The organism is Micromonospora sp. IBHARD003, assembly GCF_056106285.1.
This window is the reverse complement of the sequence record NZ_JBWBBX010000001.1, coordinates 7,622,129-7,640,585: the sequence shown is the minus strand read 5'-3', so window position 1 is coordinate 7,640,585 and position 18,457 is coordinate 7,622,129. Positions and strand designations below refer to the sequence as shown.

At 71.3% G+C, this 18,457-nt stretch carries 9 protein-coding genes; 4 read left to right on the top strand and 5 right to left on the bottom strand.

Annotated elements, in window-relative coordinates; translation table 11 throughout:
* The first annotated feature begins 271 nt into the window (after positions 1-271).
* On the top strand, positions 272-1,807 hold the full coding sequence (locus tag ACTWOL_RS33280) for a right-handed parallel beta-helix repeat-containing protein (RefSeq protein WP_474300594.1): 1,536 nt from the start codon (positions 272-274) through the stop codon (positions 1,805-1,807).
* A 184-nt stretch (positions 1,808-1,991) separates the two neighbouring features.
* On the opposite strand, the gene ACTWOL_RS33275 is transcribed toward ACTWOL_RS33280, so the two are convergent.
* Positions 1,992-2,783, bottom strand: a complete 792-nt coding sequence (locus ACTWOL_RS33275) for a tetratricopeptide repeat protein (RefSeq protein WP_474300593.1) — start codon at positions 2,781-2,783, stop codon at positions 1,992-1,994.
* Positions 2,784-2,871: 88 nt separating this feature from the next.
* Between ACTWOL_RS33275 and ACTWOL_RS33270 the strand changes: the two genes are divergently transcribed.
* Entirely contained in the window at positions 2,872-3,258 is a 387-nt protein-coding gene (locus ACTWOL_RS33270; protein ID WP_474300591.1) for a hypothetical protein, read from the top strand.
* A gap of 24 nt (positions 3,259-3,282) precedes the next feature.
* Here ACTWOL_RS33270 and ACTWOL_RS33265 read toward each other — a convergent pair whose 3' ends face one another.
* Together ACTWOL_RS33265 and ACTWOL_RS33260 are read right to left on the bottom strand one after the other, a co-directional pair.
* Positions 3,283-4,449, bottom strand: a complete 1,167-nt coding sequence (locus tag ACTWOL_RS33265) for an IS701 family transposase (protein ID WP_474300589.1) — start codon at positions 4,447-4,449, stop codon at positions 3,283-3,285.
* A 191-nt stretch (positions 4,450-4,640) separates the two neighbouring features.
* Positions 4,641-15,464: a hypothetical protein gene (locus ACTWOL_RS33260; protein ID WP_474300587.1), complete on the bottom strand. Its 10,824-nt coding sequence runs from the start codon at positions 15,462-15,464 to the stop codon at positions 4,641-4,643.
* Between the two features lie 404 nt (positions 15,465-15,868).
* On the opposite strand from ACTWOL_RS33260, the gene ACTWOL_RS33255 reads away from it, so the two are divergent.
* Both ACTWOL_RS33255 and ACTWOL_RS33250 read left to right on the top strand, forming a co-directional pair.
* On the top strand, positions 15,869-16,471 hold the full coding sequence (locus tag ACTWOL_RS33255) for a hypothetical protein (RefSeq protein ID WP_474300586.1): 603 nt from the start codon (positions 15,869-15,871) through the stop codon (positions 16,469-16,471).
* Positions 16,420-16,872, top strand: a complete 453-nt coding sequence (locus ACTWOL_RS33250; protein ID WP_474300585.1) for an FUSC family protein — start codon at positions 16,420-16,422, stop codon at positions 16,870-16,872. The genes ACTWOL_RS33255 and ACTWOL_RS33250 overlap by 52 nt, the downstream gene beginning before the upstream one ends.
* 124 nt (positions 16,873-16,996) lie before the next feature.
* On the opposite strand, the gene melC2 is transcribed toward ACTWOL_RS33250, so the two are convergent.
* Positions 16,997-17,824: a tyrosinase MelC2 gene (gene melC2 / locus ACTWOL_RS33245; RefSeq protein WP_474300584.1), complete on the bottom strand. Its 828-nt coding sequence runs from the start codon at positions 17,822-17,824 to the stop codon at positions 16,997-16,999.
* Positions 17,825-17,841: 17 nt separating this feature from the next.
* On the bottom strand, positions 17,842-18,258 hold the full coding sequence (gene melC1, locus ACTWOL_RS33240) for an apotyrosinase chaperone MelC1 (RefSeq protein WP_474300583.1): 417 nt from the start codon (positions 18,256-18,258) through the stop codon (positions 17,842-17,844).
* Positions 18,259-18,457 lie beyond the last annotated feature (199 nt).

The following is an 18,457-nucleotide window of genomic DNA, read 5'->3' as shown; positions in this document are numbered from 1 at the left end:
CACACCCCGCTCGCCGAGGTGGGCCTGCCCCTGAGTCGTGTCCGGCCAGTCCGACGGCGCATACACCGGCGAGTCACAACGAGCCGCACCGGGCATGACCCGCCGTTGAGCCAGGGGCGGTGCACACGTGCGGGCCATACGGCCGAGCGGCGCGCCCACCTGCTCACTATTTGTCCTATTTACCACTTTTCATGTGGTGTCATAAGGCGCTTCTTCGCCCCCGGGCACAAGGGGCGTGACGGATTGCCATAGAGAAAGTGAGCCACGGCGGATGTCTGGATCTCAGGGCATGGGCGCGGGGGCTCCGCGCAGTGGGAGACCCGCGGTACTGAGCCGCCACTGGAGGGCGACGGTTCTTGCCGCGGCTGGTTTCGCGACGATGGTCGGTACGACGGGCATCACGGTCATCGGGGAGGCCGGGGACGCGGAGGCGCGTACGCTCCACCAACACGGCCGGGCGCCTTCGCCGTCGCAGCCGTCGGCCGCACCGAAGGCCAAGGAGTCCAAAGGGGCGAGTGAGTCCAAGGGGAACGAAGGCAGGGAAAAGCCTGCCGTGTCCAAGAGCGATGAGGGGCAGGAGCGGGGCAAGGGCGACGCCGACAAGGAGTACGGCGACAAGTACGGCCACGATGGCGAGGACCACGGCGACAAGAAGCACCGCGGCCGGGATCACGGCGGTGGCAAGCGCTTCGTGGAGTGCGACCCCAACGACCTGGTCGCGGCGCTCGTCGATCTGAACGAGAACCGTGGCGGAACGCTCGTGCTGGCGAAGGACTGCACCTACACCCTGACCGCGAACCTGGACGGCAACGGACTCCCCGTGATCATCCAGCCGATCACCGTCCACGGCAACGGCGCCACCCTCCAGCGCGCCGCCAACGCCGACAACTTCCGCTTCTTCGAAGTCGCAGCCGGAGGCGACCTGAAGCTCCGCCACCTCACCCTCACCCGCGGCAAGGCCGCCGTTGATCAGAGCGGCGGCGCCATCCTCGTACAGGCGGCGGGACGACTCGACCTCGACCACGTCACCCTCACCCGCAACACGGTCGAGAACCTCGACCTCGGCGACGGCGGTGGCGTCTACAACTTCGGGATCACCACCATCCGCAACAGCACCCTCAGCCGCAACTCCGGCGACGACGGCGCCGCCGCCTACAACGACCTCGGAAAGCTCGAGATCACCGGCTCCAAGATCACCGGAAACGTCTCCGACCCGGTCAACGGCCAAGGCGCACTCCGCAACGATGGAACGATCACCATCGACAAGAGCCTGATCAGTCACAACACCATCAGCGACGGCGGAGGCATCTTCCATGGCGACGGTGTCGCCGAGGTCAACCGCAGCGCCATCGTGTACAACAACAGTTTGAGCGACGCCGGTGCCATCGACAGCCTCGAGCCGCTCTATGTGCGCCACAGCACCATCGCCCACAACACCGCGGCCGACGAAGGCGGTGGTCTCTACATCACCAGTGCCGCCGCGATCGAGGACAGCAAGATCTACGACAACGCGGCCGTCGACGACGGAGGTGGTGTCTTCTCGGACAGCAGCGATCCGGTCTCGATCCGCGACTCCGAGATCTACGGCAACCAGGCGGTCGGCAACGGCGCGCAGGGCGGCGGCATCTACAACAACGGCCCCCTCAACCTGACCGACACCAAGGTGAAGGGCAACCTGTCCGACGCACCCGCCGGCGGCGTCCACAACACCGACACGGTCAACACCTACGGCAAGGTCCGCATCATCGACAACGTCCCCACCAACTGCGAAGGCAGCACGAACCCCGTTCCGAGCTGCTTCGGCTGACACACCCACCAGCCCCGACCACCACGCCACCCGCCTCCTGCCCCGGCCGCTCTCCCGGGGGCAGGAGCACCGGGTAGTAATCTCCGACCTGCGGAAACGTGTCTCTCGCCATGTATGGATACCGTCGTCGAGCACAAAGAATCCGAGCTTCCGCACACCGGTGCTCCCCTGGTGTGAGGCCTCGTCAAGGGAGTGGCCCCTCGGGGGTAGTACGGGCCAGCAGCGCACGCGCCTCCTGGATGCGCGGGTGGTCCGGATGCAGGAACTGCTCGCAGGCGGTCAACGCCTGACGAGCTGTGGCTTCCGCCTCGGCGCGGCGGCCCAGGCCGTGGAAGGCTGTGGCCGTAACGATGCCCAGAGACCCACTGCCAGAGCGAGCCAAAGGCAGGGTAAGCCGACGAGCCTCGGCCAGAGCCTCCTCGTAGCGTCCCTGCCCGTTCAAGCTGCGCACCAGGACACAGCGGAGGGCGGCCGCCGTGTCTCTCTCCGCCCGCGGCAGGTTGCCACGCGCTATGGCCTCGGCTTCCTCGTGGCGGCCCTGCCCGCACAAGGCCGCTGCCAGCCTGCCCAAAGTAGCCAGCTCGGTATTCCACACCTCGGTGAGGTGCGCGAGACGGGTCACGGCGCGCAGGATGTCATCCGCCTCGGCCTCTGCCTCCGCATACCTCTCCTGACGGATGAGAACCAACGCTCGGTTCGACCTGACGCCCAGCAGCAGTGCCCGATCAGGGCCCACCATCTGCTCCAACTCCGCGATCAAAGTGTCCAGCTCTACCAGCACACCCGCCCCGCGCCCGTGAGCGACGGCAGCCCCCGCACCCATGGCCCTGGCCAACCACACCACAGTGCGACTCCGGCCCCAGCCACGCCGCGCCGCGGCCGCAAGCTCCTTCGCCTCGGCCTCGGCCTCCTCGTACCGGCCTCTCTCGAACAGATCCCGAAGACAGTCGAGAACCACCGCCTGAGAACGGGACACGCCGCTACTGGCCCACCTGAGCCGCGAAGAGCGCGACACCGTCCGTATGAATTCCACAAGGCGCGAGGCTACGTGAACCTGAGTTCTGATGCGGCAGTTGCACGGTCTGGTCGACGCCGGTCACACGGTGGTGGTCGTCGAGCACGACATGGACGTCGTCGCGGACGCCGACTGGATCGTCGATCTGGGGCCGGGCAGCGGGGACGAGGGCGGCAGGATCGTCGCCGAGGGCCGGCCGGCGGAGGTGGCGCGGGCAGCGGAGAGCCGTACCGCGGCGTATCTCGCCGCGTCGCTGTCCTCGAGGTCGGTTAGTACTGCAACGGTCTTTGCTGTGACGGTGGTTTGGGTTCTGGTGGGGTGTGGCTTCGTCGTTTGTAGTGGCAGATGCGGGCTTGGTGCTGGCGTCGGCGGCGCCAGGTGGACCAGTGCAGGACGTGGAGGACGGCTGGTCGGGGCCCTGGAGCGAGGCGGGTGATCAGGCGTCTGAGTTCCGGCAGGCTCAAGGGGACGAGGCCGGAGGATCCGTTTCTGCTTTCCCGGCCTCGAGTTCGGCGGCCCGCAGGACGGTCAGGCAGGCGTGGGCGGCCATGGCGAGGGTGATGTGCCGGTGCCAGCCCGGGTAGCGGCGGATCTGGTAGTCGTCCAGACCGCACTCCTGCTTCGCGCTCTGGAAACACTCCTCGATCGCCCACCGGGCTCCGGCCACCTGAACGAGATCGTCGAGGGTGGCCTCGGCGGGTGCGTAGGCGATGTAGTAGGCGATCTCCCCGGGGCGGGTGAGGCTGCGGCGGGCCAGGACCCAGTGCCGGCGGTCTTCCCGGTGCCAGGGACGGACTTCGGCCCGGGCCCAGTCATAGACCCGTAGCCCGTGGGCCCCGGCCCCGCACGAGCGGCGTTTCCACTTCTGCCGGGGCAGGGAGGCGATCAGTTCGTCGACGCGGTGGTCCAGGCGCTGGCGGGTGACCACGGTGTCGTTGCAGCGAGTCGCCATGACATGGAAGACATCCGCCTCCTCGAGGCGGTGGCGCCAGGACTTGCTCTGCCCGTAGGCCTCGTCCCCGGTCAGCCACCGAAACGGCACCTTGTCCGCGATGGCCTGGTCGACCATCGCCTCGGCCATCTGCAGTTTCGTGGCGAACTCCACGGTGTCGTCAATGCCGGCCTTCCGGCAACGTTCCCGGTCCTCGGTCCACGACTTCGGCAGATACAACGCGCGGTCGATCAGGGTGCGGCCACGCTCGGTGGCATAGGCGAGAAAGACGCCGATCTGGCAGTTCTCGGTCCGCCCGGCGGTGCCGGAGTACTGTCGCTGGACTCCGGCCGACCGCACTCCTTTCTTCAGGAAGCCGGTATCGTCCACGATCAGGACCGCCTCAGGGTCACCGAGGTGCTCGATGACGTAGTCCCGCACATCGGACAGGACCTCGTCGGCGTCCCAGTCGATCCGGTTCAAGAGCCGCTGCATCCGGTCCGGGGCCGCATGCCCGGCCTCCTCCGCCAGCGTCCAGCCGTTCTTCCGCTCCAACGGAGCGATCAGCCCCTGCATATACGCCAGCGACGACTCCCGCGGCTCCAGCCTGTTGAACCGGTGCACGAACCGTTCATGCAGCTCAGCCAGCCCAGACGACCAACGCCGGACATCCGCCGGCACCACATCCCACCCCATGACCAGCACAACGATCCGACAGTCAAACCGTCACACCAAAGACCGTTGCAGTATTAGGTCCTGTCCGGGCGGGTCGTCGCAGCGGACTCGGTGAGCGTGGACGAGGATGCCCTGCGCCTTGGTGAACGGTCCTCGGGGCGGTGGGCCGTCCCGGGCACCACAGTTGTGTGGCGTACGCGCCGGAACGCCCTTCAGCCTCCGGGGACTGCGTACCACCGGCCGTCGAAGAGCAGCCGTACCAAGCCGCCGCTGCCGGTGCCGCCCCTGCCCGTGCCGGTGCCTGTGCCGTAGAGGCGGTTCCCTCCCCCGGGCAGGGTCACCTCGATGTCGATGCCCAGGGCCTCCGCGGCAGCGGCCGCGACGGCCAACGCGGCCCCGCCGGATCCCTCCGAAGCGGCACCGATACCGTCGGCGGTCCTGTGGGCCATTAGCCAGCGCAGGTGCTCCAGAGGGGAGAGCTCGAGCTCCTCGACGGTCAGCGAGCCTCCGAGCAGCACCGCTTGGGCGTTCTTCCCGGCGGTCAGGGCCACGCCGGCCCCGGAGAGTTCCTGCACCGGCACCGGCTGGCGGCGGTTCAGCAGGGTGGACCTGCGATCCGGACCCAGTGCCGCGAGCAGCGCCTCCTCGAAGCTGCCGCCCGTACGGCCCGCCACCGGACCGGACCGCTCGGGCAGCTCCGGCTCGGGCGGTGCCGGTGGGGTACGGGGCGGGGCAGGGGCGGGCGAAGCGGGCAGGGCCGGCGTCGGGGCGGGCCGCACAGGCTCGGGCCGTGCGGGGAGGGCCGGTTCCGGGGCCGGGGTGGGCCGCACAGGGACGGCCGATGCCGGATCAGGAGGTGCCGGGAGAGCCGACACCGGATCAGGGCGTGCGGGAGGCGCCAATGCAGAACCAGAGGGCCGCCCGGGGACAGCCGGTGCCGGAGCAGACGGCCCGGGGTCGGACGGCAGCGGCCGGGCGTCGGGGAGGGCGAGGCGGTAGTGGCGGTCGTCCAGGAAGAGGACGAGGTGGGGGCGCGGGGCGTCGGCGTCGTCGGAGGCGTCGGCTTCCCCGGGGACGTCCAGGAGCCCGTGCAGCCGGCCGGCTCCGAGCCGGTGGCCGGGGACGAAGGTCTGGAAGGTGCCGTCGCCGCGTACCACGGTGACGTCGACGGCGAAGGTACGGGCGGCGAGGAGGGGCAGCAGGTCGGCGCTGGAGTGGTCCCAGCCCGCGTCGTTGTCCGCGTCGCCCCTCCGCAGCAGTTGGGCTTCGGCGAGGGAGGCGCGGGTCGCGGCATCCAGGACGGTGGCGTGCGGGACGACCCCGAGATGGTCGACCTCGCGTCGCCCCGGGGTGCCGGCGGCGAGGTCGGCGACGGGGCCGGTGGCGTCGATCTCGGCGGCGGTGAACACATCGGTCTCGTCAGGGGCGACGGCGTCCAGGAGGTCCGCGTCGGCAGGGTCGGTCAGCCGGGCGGCGAGTATCCGGCGCAGCGTACGGGGGGCGTTCGGATCGGCGGGATCGACGCCGTGGTCGGCCGCCAGGGCGGGCGCGGTCCTCGCCAGCCCCTCGGCGAGGGCGTGGAAGAAGGCGTCACCGTCCCTGGGTACGTCGTGCAGGGTGTAGCCGGTGTGCCCCGGACCGGGCGCGGTGAGCCGGGCACCGTCCGGGGACCGGAGGTAGCGGGGGCCCGTGGGCACGGGGGAGGAGGGACGGGGGCGGCGCGGGGCCCGGTAGGTGACCGGTGGCGGTTCGGCCAGGCCGTCGCGGCGCCGCAGTCCCTCGGGGGTGACGCCGAGCTGGTGCCAGCGGGTGAGCCGGTCGGTGGCGGCGCGTACCCGGTGGAACTCGGCGGCGGCGGACTCGGCGGCCCGGGCCAGGGCGTGCAGTTCGGCGCGGCGGGCGTGCAGGGCACGGCCGGCCGTCCGGGACCGGGCGATCGCCTCGTCGAGGGCGTGCCGGGCATCGGCTTCGGCGCGGGCGGGCCCTTGCACGCTGCGGGTGGCGGCCCGCTGCCGGTTCCCGGCATCGGTCTCCAGCCGGTCGGCGGCGGCGCGCAGCCCGGCGGCGGTTTGCCGGGCCTGCCGGATCCCGGGGACGGCGGACCGCTGGGACGGGCCGGGCACGGGCTGGGCGGGCGCGGAGGCGGCGGCTCCGGCGGGCGCGGAGGCGGCGGGTGCCGCGGCCGCGGCCCGCTCGGCGTTGGCGAACACGGCGAGGGCGCCCTCGTACGTGCGGCGTGCGTCGGTGACCTGCTTGGCCGCCGCCTCCCTCCGGTTACGGGCCATCAGCTGGGCGTTGATCCGGCGGTGCCGGGCGTCGGCCAAGACGGAGGGGTCGGGGCCGTCGCCGGGCAGCGCGGCCCATCCGGCCAGCTCCTCGATGGCCTCCTTCGCGGCGTCCAGTTCCTCCTGTGTGGTGCGCAGGACGTCTTCGGCGTGCGCCTCGGCCCGGTGGAGCGCTGCGGTCGCGGACTCCAGAACGGTGGCCGCGGTGTCCAGGCCGGTGGCCGCGGCCCGTAAACGTGCCGCGTCGGCCTCGGCCCGGGCCAGTGCGGTGTCGGCTGCGTCGAGGGCGTCCACGAGCGGCGCGAGTCGCCGGCCGGCGACGCGGGCGGCGGTGCGGGCGGTGTCGAGGGCGGCGGCAGCGTCGTCCCGTGCGTCCCGCAGCCCCGCGGACGCGCGGCGCTTCTTCCAGTACGCCTTGTCGGCGGCGGCCCAGGCCTTGCCCGCCTGGTCGACGGCGTCCCAGGCGGCCCCGACGTGGGAGGGGAAGACGGTGTCGTTGATCAGACCGAGTTCGCGGGCGACGTCGTCGCGGATCCACGCCAGGGCGTAGGTGCGGGTGGAGACGGCTTTGGGGCCGCGCCGCGGGGGGACGCCGAAGGGCCCGGCCAGGAAGCGTCCGAAGCGGCCGGGACCGCTGTCCTTGATCCCGCGGTGCACTTCGGCGACGCTCAGCCAGTCGGTGGGGACGGCGAACAGGAAGGTCCGGCCGGTCTTGGGTTTCGTATTGAGTGAGGAGAGGTGTTCCTGGGCCACCGGGATGCCGTCGCCGTCGGCCGTGTGGGGACCGTTGAGGGTGGCGGTGAGCTGGTTGAGTCCGGTCTCCTCGGTGCGGATGGCGACGCCGCCTCCGAGTGCGGAATCCTGGGCGTTCTCCTGTGACACGGACGTGGAGACGCCCTCGGATGTCTCCCGCAGGACCTCCAGCTTCTTGCCGTCGGCGACGGTCAGCAGGATCGCCTCGGAGAAGTCGGGTACGGCGTGCAGGGAGAGCCGGGCGGAGTCGGTGCCGACCGGGTTGCGGTGGACGAGTCCGGGTACCTCGTAGCCCTTGGGGCCGATGGCCTCGTCGTAGAAGGTGGACAGCGCGGTGTTGGTGGTGGCGTCCTCCAGGTTCTGGGCAGCCCCGCCACCGGGCCGGGTGAGGGGTGTGCCGGAGGCGCGGCGCAGGAGTTCCGCGCGGCGCCCCGGGTCGGCGGTGCCGCCGTCCTCGTCGTCGTCCAGCTTGGCGAGGTCGATCCCGTACGACTCTGCGAGCGCCCGCCGGCCGGTCTCGCGGACGTGTTCCAGCCCGACGATACGGCGGACGTGGAAGCCGTTCTCCGGGAAGGTGAACGGCCGCACGGTGCCGTCGGCGTGGCGGGCGCCGCCGCCCAGGAGTTCGGGGCGCGCTCCGGAGCGGGGCCGGGTGGCGGGCGTGAGGTCCGGTGGAGCGAGCCGGGGGTCGACAGGCCCGGCGTCGGGCGCCATCAGGCTGAGCGGGACGTGCTCGCGCAGGGAGCCGACGGCACCGCTCTCGGTGATCGTCTGCTGGCCTGTGAACCGGCGTAGTCCGGTGCGTACGGCCGCGGTCCGCCCGTCGGCGGGGGTGCCGCCGGTCCCGGGGCCGTCATCGAACTCCAGGGTGAGACGCAGCCGGTAGGGCGTGGTGGTCTCGGCGTGCGGTTCGGTGGAGGCGGCACGGTAGGTGGTGCTGGTGGCGGAGGAATGGGCGGCGGACACCGAGCGCAGTGAAGTGCCGGTCTCGCTGTGGACGGGCCCGGCGGCCACGGCGGTGGGGTTGCCGGTGTGGACGGCCTCGCCGACCAGGTAGCCCACGTCCTGGCCGGAGGTGCGGCCGGCGCCCTCCTGGACCGACTGCACGGCCCGCCGGTTCTCCTCCATCTCGGTCCCGTGGTCCAGCATCTCGAACCGCGGTGTCCCCGGCAGGAGTTCGACCCGTATCCGGGCCCGGTGCGAGCCGATGCGGATGCTCCGCCAGCCCCAACCTCCGGAGCGCGCGGGCGCGGTGGTGCCGGTGCCGGTCATCTCCCGCTGCAGGGCGCGCAGTACGCGGGAGGCGACGTGCTGCCTGATGTGTTCCTGTGCGTGGTCGTCGAGTCCCAGTGCGGCCACCTTCGACTGGAACGCGGCGAGCACGGCGGTGGGGTCGAGGGTGTTGACCGGGTAGCTGCCGAAGGCGTTGCCCCGGGTCCAGGGCTGCGGGGACCAGCCGTGTGCGCGGTACTGCGGGACGGGCCCCAGTCCGTCGTCCAGGATTCCGAGCAGATGGGCGCTCTTCTCCGGCACATGGGCGAGCCAGCCACCGGGCACGGTGGTGACCGAGCCGGAGGTGCCGGCCAGCGCGGAGGGGACGAAGGCGAGGCCGGCCGCGGTGTTGCCGAGCATGCTGGAGACCATCGCCGCCCAGTGATCGACCGAGCCGGTCACCAGGACCTGGTGACCGAAGCTCTTGAGGTTGAGGTCGGCGACGACGCTCCGGGTGAGGGTCAGGCTGTGCTGGGTGCTCTTCGACCAGGGGTTGGCCACGATGCCGTACGCCCCGAGCGGACCGTGCGGGTGGGTGTGCGGTTTGGCGTAGACGAGCTGGCCTCCCAGGGAGTGGGTGACGCTCCGGCCGGTCTTCCCGGACGCCTGGGTGCCGCTGCCCAGGATCATCTCGGAGTCCATCTCCACCGGCCCGGTCAGGGCGCGGACGCCGGTCACCGCCGTGTAGTGCCGGAAGGTGCCCCAGAGGGTGCCGTACGGAGACTTGCCCATCAGCCCGGCGAGGGCGAAGCCGAGCGGGCCCGAGCCCTGGTCGAAGTTGGCGGTGGCGAACTGCGGCTGGAAGGTCCGCATGATCGCCTCCCGGGCAGGGGCGCCTTCGTAGGAGAACTGCCAGCTGCCGCCCGAGGCCTCGCGCACCACCTTGGCGACAGCCTCCACGAGCCCGGGCGGCACGACGACGGAGACGGTGAGGAAGGGATGCTGCTGGAGGTCCTGGAAGAGCCGGTCGCCTCGCCGGTGGGCGCGCCCTTCGGCGGTGGCGAGGTTCCCGGTGGCGAGGGCGTGGGCCCGGGAGCGGGGCATGGGGCTGCTTCGCAGCGGCCCGGCGAGGGTCCGGTACGGGTTGAGCGCGCCGGGCCGGTGCGGGTCCACGGCCGGAGCGTGCCGGTCGGGAATGCTGATGAGGACCTGTCCGCGCACCGGGCCGCCGCCGACCGGGCTGCCGTCCGGCATGATGCCGATCAGCAGGGACTGCGGGCGCCGGAAGACGAACGCCTGCGTGCCGAGCAATCCGAGGGTGGCGATCCCTCGGAACAGTCCGCGGGGTCGCCAGTGCCCGCCGTGGCTGACGCTGAGCGCCAGGTCGTAGCGGTAGAGGTGGGAGGGGCGGTTGCTCACCGACATCGGCTCGTTGGTCGCGGAGAAGCCGTGGCCGGACTCGGAGTCGTGCTGGACGGCGGAGCGCCAGCCCACGGAGAGCACCCCGGCGTTGTCGGGAGCGCCGATGGACTCGCCGGCCCCGGAGTCCGGGTCGCGGAAGCCGAGCTGGCCGTCGACGCCGCCGCCGATCGTGCGCGCGCGGCTCTCCTGGCCGTCCAACCGCTGGCCGCCCGGGGCGCTGTGCCGCAGTTTCAGATCGTCCTGCCGGCCTTCGTAGCGCCTTCCGGTCAGCTCACCGTGCACCCAGATGTAGCGATGGCCCCGGCCGAAGGTACCCGGCTCGGTCATCCGGATCCGGATGCCGGTGGTGACCAGGGCTTCCAGCCCGGCGGCCAGGCTCTGGTGGGAGAGGGCGATCAGCACGGTCAGCGTGTTGGACAGGGCCGTCTGGTAGGCCTCGTCGCTCCTCCAGTGGCGCGGCGCTGCGGAGCCTTCGCCACCCGCCGCCCTGGCCCGGCCGGGCGGGGCGAGTTGGTCGAGCGGGGCGACCATGCCCGGATAGGTCCGGGCGAGGGCGTCGAGCACGGCGTCGGCGAACAGGTCGAGCAGGGTGCGCGGATCGTCCACGACGGCGCGGGTGCGACCACCGCCGGCGTGCGCGAACTCCTCGACGCGGTGCATGCCGAGGGTCGGTGGGTGGTCGGGGGTGAGATAGGCGGGGGCGAAGGGTTCGGGCTGCCCGTGCCGGGACGGCAGCGCCGTGCCGTCGTCCCAGCCGGCGAGCCGGCGGGCCTCGGTGCGGGTCATCCGGTCCAGGCTCCAGGTGTGGAAGGGCCGGGCCGGGCCACGGCTGCCGACGTGCCGCACGTAGACCGTTTTGCGGACAAAATAGAGGCCGGTCTCATCGCCCTTGACCTGTCCGGAGGTCTTCAGCCCGCCGAAGCCGCCGAGGGCGGCGGAGCGGGACACCGAGAACAGGTAGCGGAACGCGGGCCCGAACTGCAGGCGCAGGTTGAGGGAACTGTTGCCCAGGTCCAGGAAGTTGAAGGCCGGCCCGAGGACGCCGTCGACTCCGAAGTGGGCGTTCTTGGCCAGGGACCGGTCGTTGCGGACGATCGAGGTGGCGATGTCGCGCAGCTCGGCGTCGGGCGTCTCCCCGATCAGGGTGGCGCGGACCGGCACCACCCGCTCGACCAGAAACGCCCCGAGCGGGCTGCGGGTGCGGTCGTCCGCGAAGAGCGGGGCGGTGGCCAGCCGCCCTGCGGCCAGCATCCGAGCGTGTCGCCGGAAGAAGTCGCCGGAGAAGAAGGAGTCCAGCTCACGATAGGCGGAGCTGTCCGGGCCGGCGCCGATCTGCTGAGCGGACCAGTCCCGGATTCGGCTGAGCGGCCCGAAGTCCTCGGTACGCACCAGCCGGTACTGGCTGTTCTGGTCCAGGGCGATCGAGCGGGGTATCCGGCCGGGCTTGGACGGCTTGACCGCGCTGTCGGGCAGCCTGAGGGAAAGGCCATTGCGCAGCGCGAAACCCCGTTGCGCGCCGTGGACCGGCCCCGCGGTTCCGGCCGGCGGCGGTTCGGTGACCAACCGGCCGTCGGAATCGGTGACTTCGATGTCCACGCGCAGGTCGTCCAGGTAGACATGGGAGCCGTCGAGCATGCGGGTCTCCGACTGGCTGCCGGCCTGGTCACTCAGCCCGTACCCGACCTTGGTGCCGTACCCGCCGCGCAGGGCCAGTCGGCCGAACCCGCCGAAGGCGGCGGCGGACGCCGGCCCGAGGAAGGGCCCGCCGAGGCCCAGTCGGGTCGTGGACTGGACACCTGCGCTCTGTCCGGCCTGCACGGTGGCCCGGTCCATGGTGTCTATCTTGGTGGGCTTGCCGTAGTCGTCCGCGAACCTCTGCCAGTTGGCGTAGTGGCGGGCGCTCACCCGGAGCACCCGCGCCTGCCCCGCGGTGTTGGTGTACGGGAGTTCCAGGCCGCCGATCAGGGCACGGGGCCGATGCCGCAGCGCGGAACGCAGCTCGGCAAGCGGCCCGCCGTTCGTCGGCGAGCCGCTATCCGGCTCCGCCGGCCGCAGCGAGCGGATGCCATGGAGCAGCGCCTCGGCCTCGGACACGATCAGCTCGGTGCCGCGCAGGACGACTTCGCTCTGGCCGAACGCGGTCGGCTGGGCGAGCAGTTCCTCCATCAGGTCGGCCGGAGCGTCCGCGAGCAGGGAGGCCAGATCGTCGATGTACGCCGGGATGCTGCCGCCGTCCGGGAGCCGGGTCGGCCCGCGCCCGACGCCGGGACCTGGCGCGTCCCGCTCCACCCTGGGCGGGTGGGTGGCGTCCAGGCGGTTGGGGAGGCCGGTGGTGGAGGCGCGGGGGGTGGCGACGGTGGCGGTCGCGGGCACGGAGGGCGGACCGGAGGCCCCGGTGCCGGGTGTTCCGGTACCACTGACCGCTCCGGTGCCGCGGCCTGTTCCCTCGCCACTGCCTGTTTCGCTGCCCCCGCTTGTGTCCTTGCCGTTGCCCTTGCCCTTGTCACTGCCCGTGCCCTTGTCATTGCCCGTGCCCATGCGGGACGTCCCGGCTGCCGCGGTGGACGGGGTGGTCGACGAGGCAGCGGCGGGCGAGGCGGACGTGAGGACGGGCAGCGGCGCGACAGGCGGGGACGCGGGAGGGACGGGAGTCGGAATGGCCGGTACCGGTGCTGATACCACTGCCACTGCTGGCACTGGCGCTGGTGTCGGCGCCGGCGCCGGCGCCGGGAGCAACCCGCCGTTGCCCGCTCCCGTACCACCGCTTGCCGCGGTCGCCGGTGAGGACCGAGGGGCTGCGACCGCAGGAGCGGTGGGAACCGTCGCGTGAGACGTGCCGGTGCCGTCCACCACCGTGGGACCCGGCAGCGCGTTGGCAGGCGGGTCTTCCAGGACGGGCGTGGTCGTCGGGGGTGCCGGCAGGGGCTGTCCGGGCTGCGTGCCCGTCGTGGCGGGGGCTCCGCCCCGTAGCCCGGGCTCTTCCCGCCCCATGATCCCGCGTGCGATGCGCTCGGCCCGCTCGCTCCTCGGGCGGGGCACCGGACGACGCCAGTACTCCGGCAACCGGGCATGCCGGACCGCCACCTCCGCCTCGCCCACCGGCTCACCGGTCCAACCCAGCTTCGCCAGGGCAAGGTTCACCCCGCGCAGCAGGTCCGGATCCCGCCCCAAGGGGTCGGCGTCCAGCGCCCCGCCCGGCTGCGACAGGGACGGCAGCGAGGTGATCTCGTCGATGTCCTCAAACTCGCCGAGGTCGCGCACGCCGAACGAGGTGACGTCTCCGCTGCCGCCCGGTCCCTTGTCCGCGTCACCGACGAAGTCGCCGACCGTGCGGACGGGCTGGGCAAGGCCGGTCATCACGGGAGACGAGGCAGCCGCCGGGTTGGCGGTGCGAGGCTGCGTGGCCGGGTCGGCGTCGGTGGTCGTCGTCGCGGGGTCGGTCGCGGTGCTGGGACGGGCGGCCGGCTGTGCGAGGCGCGCGGTGTCAGTGAGCCGACCGTCCGCGGGCCGTGCGCTGTCCACCGGTGGTGCGGTGACGGGAGCGGCATGGGTGTCGGGGCCGGTCCCGGCGTTCGTGTGGGGCGGGGCGGGGTTCAGCCCAGGCGCGGCCTGTGCCTCCGGCGAGATCTCCTCGGCGCTCGTGTCGGTGGTGGGGCCGGCGTTCGCGTCGGTGGTTGTGCCGTCGGCGTCCCTCGTATCCGCAACACCGTCGAACGGGTCCTCCAGCGCCGGCCGGCGAGGATTGTGCCCGGAGTGGGAGCCGAGGTCAGGGCGCGTACCGGCGTCACGAGGAGACGTGCCGGTGTCATCCATCGCCGCGGGATCCGGCAGCGTGTTGGCAAGCTCGTCGGAGACGATTCCCTCGTCCGTCGTCCCCCGCGACGAGGACGAAGTCCCTGTGCCTCGCGACGAGGTCGGGGAGCCGGTCGCGGTAGAGGAGTCGTCACCGAGCAGTGTGGACGTGATGTCCGACGAGCGTACGGACGTGTCCGGAGCGGTCGTTGACGCGAAGGAAGTCACGTTCGGCACCGGCGGTGCGGTGAACGGTGTCACATTCGGTGTTGTCGTCCCACCGTGCACGGACGGGCTCGGTGCCGCTGTGGACAGGTCCGGGCCCGACTCCGCAGTGCGGGATGTGTCGGCCGTGGCCGCTGCGCTCGGCGTGGGGTCGGGCAAGGGCGTCGGTGCCTGCGTCGATGGGAGCGACGTCGGTTCCTGGGTGGTCACCGGCGGCAATGAGAGTGGCACGGGCGTCGGTTGAGCGCCGACTGTGACCGATGGGACGGGTGTGGGCACGGGCTGCGCGCTCGACGAGTCGATGCCCCCACCACCGTCCGGACCGCGCGAGAAGCCCCCGCCGTCCAGGCGGTTGACGTTCGTGAAGCCGAACTGGCCTGCGACGAGGATCTTGTGCACCGACACCCCGGCGTTGCCGATGGCTCCTTCCGCGATCACCTGGATGGACGAGCTCGTGGCGCCGCCGACGAGCGTCTCCCACTTGAACTCCCACTTGCCCTCGAAGATGCCCTTGGTCAGCACCTCGGCCACCGATTCACTGATCCCGCCGGCCACACCCGCTTCAATGACGTCGTTCGTGTTGTGGAGCCCCTTGGCGAAGTTGGGATTGTTCTTCGTGAAGTTGTTGAAGTTGGGGACGCTGTTCTTGAACCAGTTCCGCATGTTGCCGGAACCGATGTGGAGCACACGGTCGATGAATCCGGCGAAGAAACCCTGAACGAAGGACTTCCCGACGTCACCCCAGTCGACTCCGTCGGGCTTTTGCCCGGGCGGGTTCAGAGCGATCTGGGCGAGCTGGACGGCAAGGGTCTGGATCGCCTCCTCGAAGCCCTCCGTGATGCCCTGCGTCAAGGGGTTCTGCATCAGCCGCTGGATGATCATGAAGATGGCCAGCCTGCTCCGTGCCCTGGCGAGTGCCATCTCGGCCAGCGAGGTGTAGCCGGTGATCACGGACAGCGCGGCGAGGGCGGCGAGCTCGATGATCAGGGCCACGATCTCGGCGATGATCTCCCACTTCGACGCCTGGATCTTGATCGCGTAGTCGACCTGCCCCTCGGCGATCTCCTCGAGCTGAGCGATCATCTCGTCGAGATGGTTCACACCCCCGTCATCGACGAGCAGCGACAACCCCTTGACGTACTGGTCCGCCACACCCTCCGGCAGGGAGATCGACGCCTCCGCGATGGCACGCCGGATCTCCTCGAGGAGCGCCCGAAGACCCCGGACGAACGCCAGATACAGTTCACGACTCGCATAAGCGAGACCCTCCCTCGCCTGCAGGGGCATCTCACCGATCAGGATCCAGAGCATCTTCCTGACATCGTCAGGAAAATTGATCTCCTCCACCCAGAACCCCACTCATCACGGCACGTCCGGCATGTGCTCAACACCGCCCGGCGGCGCCTCTGATCAGCAGCCCGGACTCAACTGATGTGTGTTGCAGGGTAAGTTGGCAATTGCAGACGGCTTGTCATATACGCCCGCTTGTGTCACGGTTCGCGATGGTCCGTTGACGTGAGTGTTCCTCCATCCTTCCCTGGGTGTTTACTCACCCGGTGAGTGAGGATCCCCATCCGGTCAGCGGACGCGTAAAGCGGTGCGCGGTGCGTGGTGGGCTGCCGACGGCGTGGCGTCGCGACCCGCCGCACGGCGGCCGCGACGATGGGTCCGACCGGATGCGCCCGCAGACAAGCGGTCCGGTCCCCGGATGACGCCCCGGGACGTCCGCCCCTCGTACGAAGAGGAGTCGCGTGTCCACTTCGAGAGCGCGGCTCACCGCCCTCACCCGCGCCGTGGCCATCGTCATCCCGTTGTGCCTCGGTGTGGCCGCCGGCCGTGTCGCCTGGGGACTCGCCTGTTCCTTCGGCGCGTACCTGACCCTCGCGGCGTTCTCTTCGCTGAGTGAGCGGCCCCGCGGGGCCGTCCTGCTCTGCGGCTGCGCTCTTCTCGCCGCGGCCGCGGCTGCCGGAGCCCCGGCGGCGGGTCAGCCGCTGGCCCTGGTGGCGGGTGCCACACTGCTGGCGTGCTGCCAGGGGCTGTTCGAGACGGCGGGCGGTCCCCTTCGGATGGCAGCGGCGATGGCAGTGCTGTCGTTCCTGCTCGCCGGGGTGAACCTGGCGCAGGGAATGCCGTGGTGGGAGTACGCGGCGGCGTTCGCGGCCGGCACGTTGGGGCAGGCCGCCGTCACCGCGGCGACCGGTGGCCCTCCGACCGACCCGGCTCCCGGGGAGGCGCTGAGGCCGCTTCTGCGGCCCCGGAGGGATGGGGCACCCTACGCCGGACGCTCGCGGTCATCGGTCTGGTGGGCACGGCCACGGCCTGGTTCATCCCGTCCTCGCACTCCGTGTGGCTGACGACCTCGGCGCTCAGGGTGGCGAAACCGGAGGCGAAGGTCTTCCACACGCGAGTCCGGTCACGGGTGTGGGGAACGGTGGGCGGTGGTGTCCTCGCGGCACTGCTGCTCACCCCCGCGCTGCCGGTCCTGCTGCTCGCATTCCTTGCCGCTGCCGCGGTCTTCGTGATGCAACTGGTGGGACCCGCCCGCTACGGATGGTGGACGTTCTGCCTCACCGTCGTGGCCCTGCTCTTCGGCATGGAGCACGGGACGGGCGACTGGGTGCTCGCCGCCACGAGAATCGGCCTGACCGTGTGCGGCGCGGCCCTCACGATCGTCGCGTACGCCGTCTTCCAGAGGACTGTACGCGGCGGGAGGACTGAGCCCGGGACGGTGAAGCGGCGCGAACGTGCCCATTGAGCCGCGCACCTGCCGGTTCTCCGGCACGCGGCAGGACTGCCGGGGGCGTGACGGCCGCCACCGAGAGCGCGGCCGTCACCCCCGCACGGCCGGACAGGGCCGGGTCGCGCGGCTCTGTCCGGGCCTACGCGGCCGTGTCGTAGGTGTAGTAGCGCCTGTGGTCGAGCATGTCCGCGGGGGTCACGTTGTTCCAGGGGCGCATGGTGTCGCGCAGGTCGACCACGTTGGGGGTCCCGGCCGCCGGCAGATAGGGCGAGTCGGGGTGACGGGCCTGCCACTGCGACCAGAGCTTGTCGATGAACGCGTGGTGCATCCAGAACACCGGGTCGTTCGGCGAAACCCCGGTGGCCATCTGTCCGCCGACCCAGACGTGGACGCGGTTGTGGAGGTTGACGCCGCGCCAGCCCTCGAGATGGTTGCGGAAGCCGTCGGACGCGCTGTTCCACGGGGCCGCGTCATAGGTGGACATGGCGAGGACGGTGTCGACCTCGGATCTGGTGGGCAGTTGCCGGCCGCCCGCGCCGAGATCGCGCCGCAGGAAACCGCGGCCGTCGACGCGCACGTTGACCGGCCAGGCGCCACGAGTCGCGGAGAACGGTCCGTCCGTGACCTGTCCGTCCCTGGCGCGGCCGGTGCCGCCCATGAAGTCGGCCGCCCAGATGGAGGATGCCGTGGTCCGGTCGGCGGTCCAGTCCCAGTAGGGCAGCGCCACGCCGGGGTCCACGGACTGGAGCGCCTGCTCGAACTCGATGAGGAATCTGCGGTGCCAGGGCAGGAACGACGGCGAGCGGTGGCCGACCCGGTCCCCGTTGTCCGTGTCGCTCATGATGAACGCGTTGTGGGTCGTGACGAAGGTGTCGTAGCGGCCGCTGCGCTTGAGTGCGAGGAGGGCGTTGACGAAGCGGCGCTTCTCCTCGGAGCCGAGCTGGGCCTGGTTCATACGAACGGTCATTGCGGGTGTGCTCCGGATCAGGCGAGGGCGAGCGGGACGAGGGCGGCGCCCTGGAGTTCCACGACGGCGGCGCGGGCCACGGCACGGGGCGTGGGGTGCGGCTCGTAGTGGTTGACGACGCTGATCCAGGTGCTGTCGGCGTTCTGCATGACGTGCAGTTCCTTGCCGTCTATCAGCACGGTGTAGCCGCCGTGGCCGCCGCTTCCATGGCCGTGGTGACCGCCGCCGTGCGACGGCTTGCCCTGTATCCGGCGGCCCAGGTAGACCTCGTCGAAAGAGCCGGGCGTCGCGGAAGCGTGCGCGAGGCCGGCGTTGTGGTCGGTGCCGTGTCCCTCGGTGCCGGCGGGAAGGGCTTTCGCGGCGCCGGTGGCCGCGACGGCCGCTGCGACGCCGGCCGCGGCGCCCAGGGCCTGGCGGCGGGTGAGTCGATTCATACGTAACCCCCAAGACGAACTGCGGTCGGATGGCGGCCCGTTGGTCGGGACGGGCCGCCATGCCCATGACTACAGCTCGGCGCCGCGCGGGCGGAAAACGCCGGGGGTCGGTTGATCGCTATACGGACATGTCGCCACACGAAGTGCAGAGTTGAACAAAATTGATCTTGCTGTGGTGATCACCACGGCGACCACCGAC

Excerpts from the sequence above, each read along its gene's own strand:
- ACTWOL_RS33280 (WP_474300594.1), top strand. The coding sequence starts at position 272 with ATGTCTGGATCTCAGGGCATGGGCGCGGGGGCTCCGCGCAGTGGGAGA.
- ACTWOL_RS33270 (WP_474300591.1), top strand. The coding sequence starts at position 2,872 with ATGCGGCAGTTGCACGGTCTGGTCGACGCCGGTCACACGGTGGTGGTC.
- ACTWOL_RS33265 (WP_474300589.1), bottom strand. The coding sequence starts at position 4,449 with ATGGGGTGGGATGTGGTGCCGGCGGATGTCCGGCGTTGGTCGTCTGGG.
- melC2 (WP_474300584.1), bottom strand. The coding sequence starts at position 17,824 with ATGACCGTTCGTATGAACCAGGCCCAGCTCGGCTCCGAGGAGAAGCGC.
- melC1 (WP_474300583.1), bottom strand. The coding sequence starts at position 18,258 with ATGAATCGACTCACCCGCCGCCAGGCCCTGGGCGCCGCGGCCGGCGTC.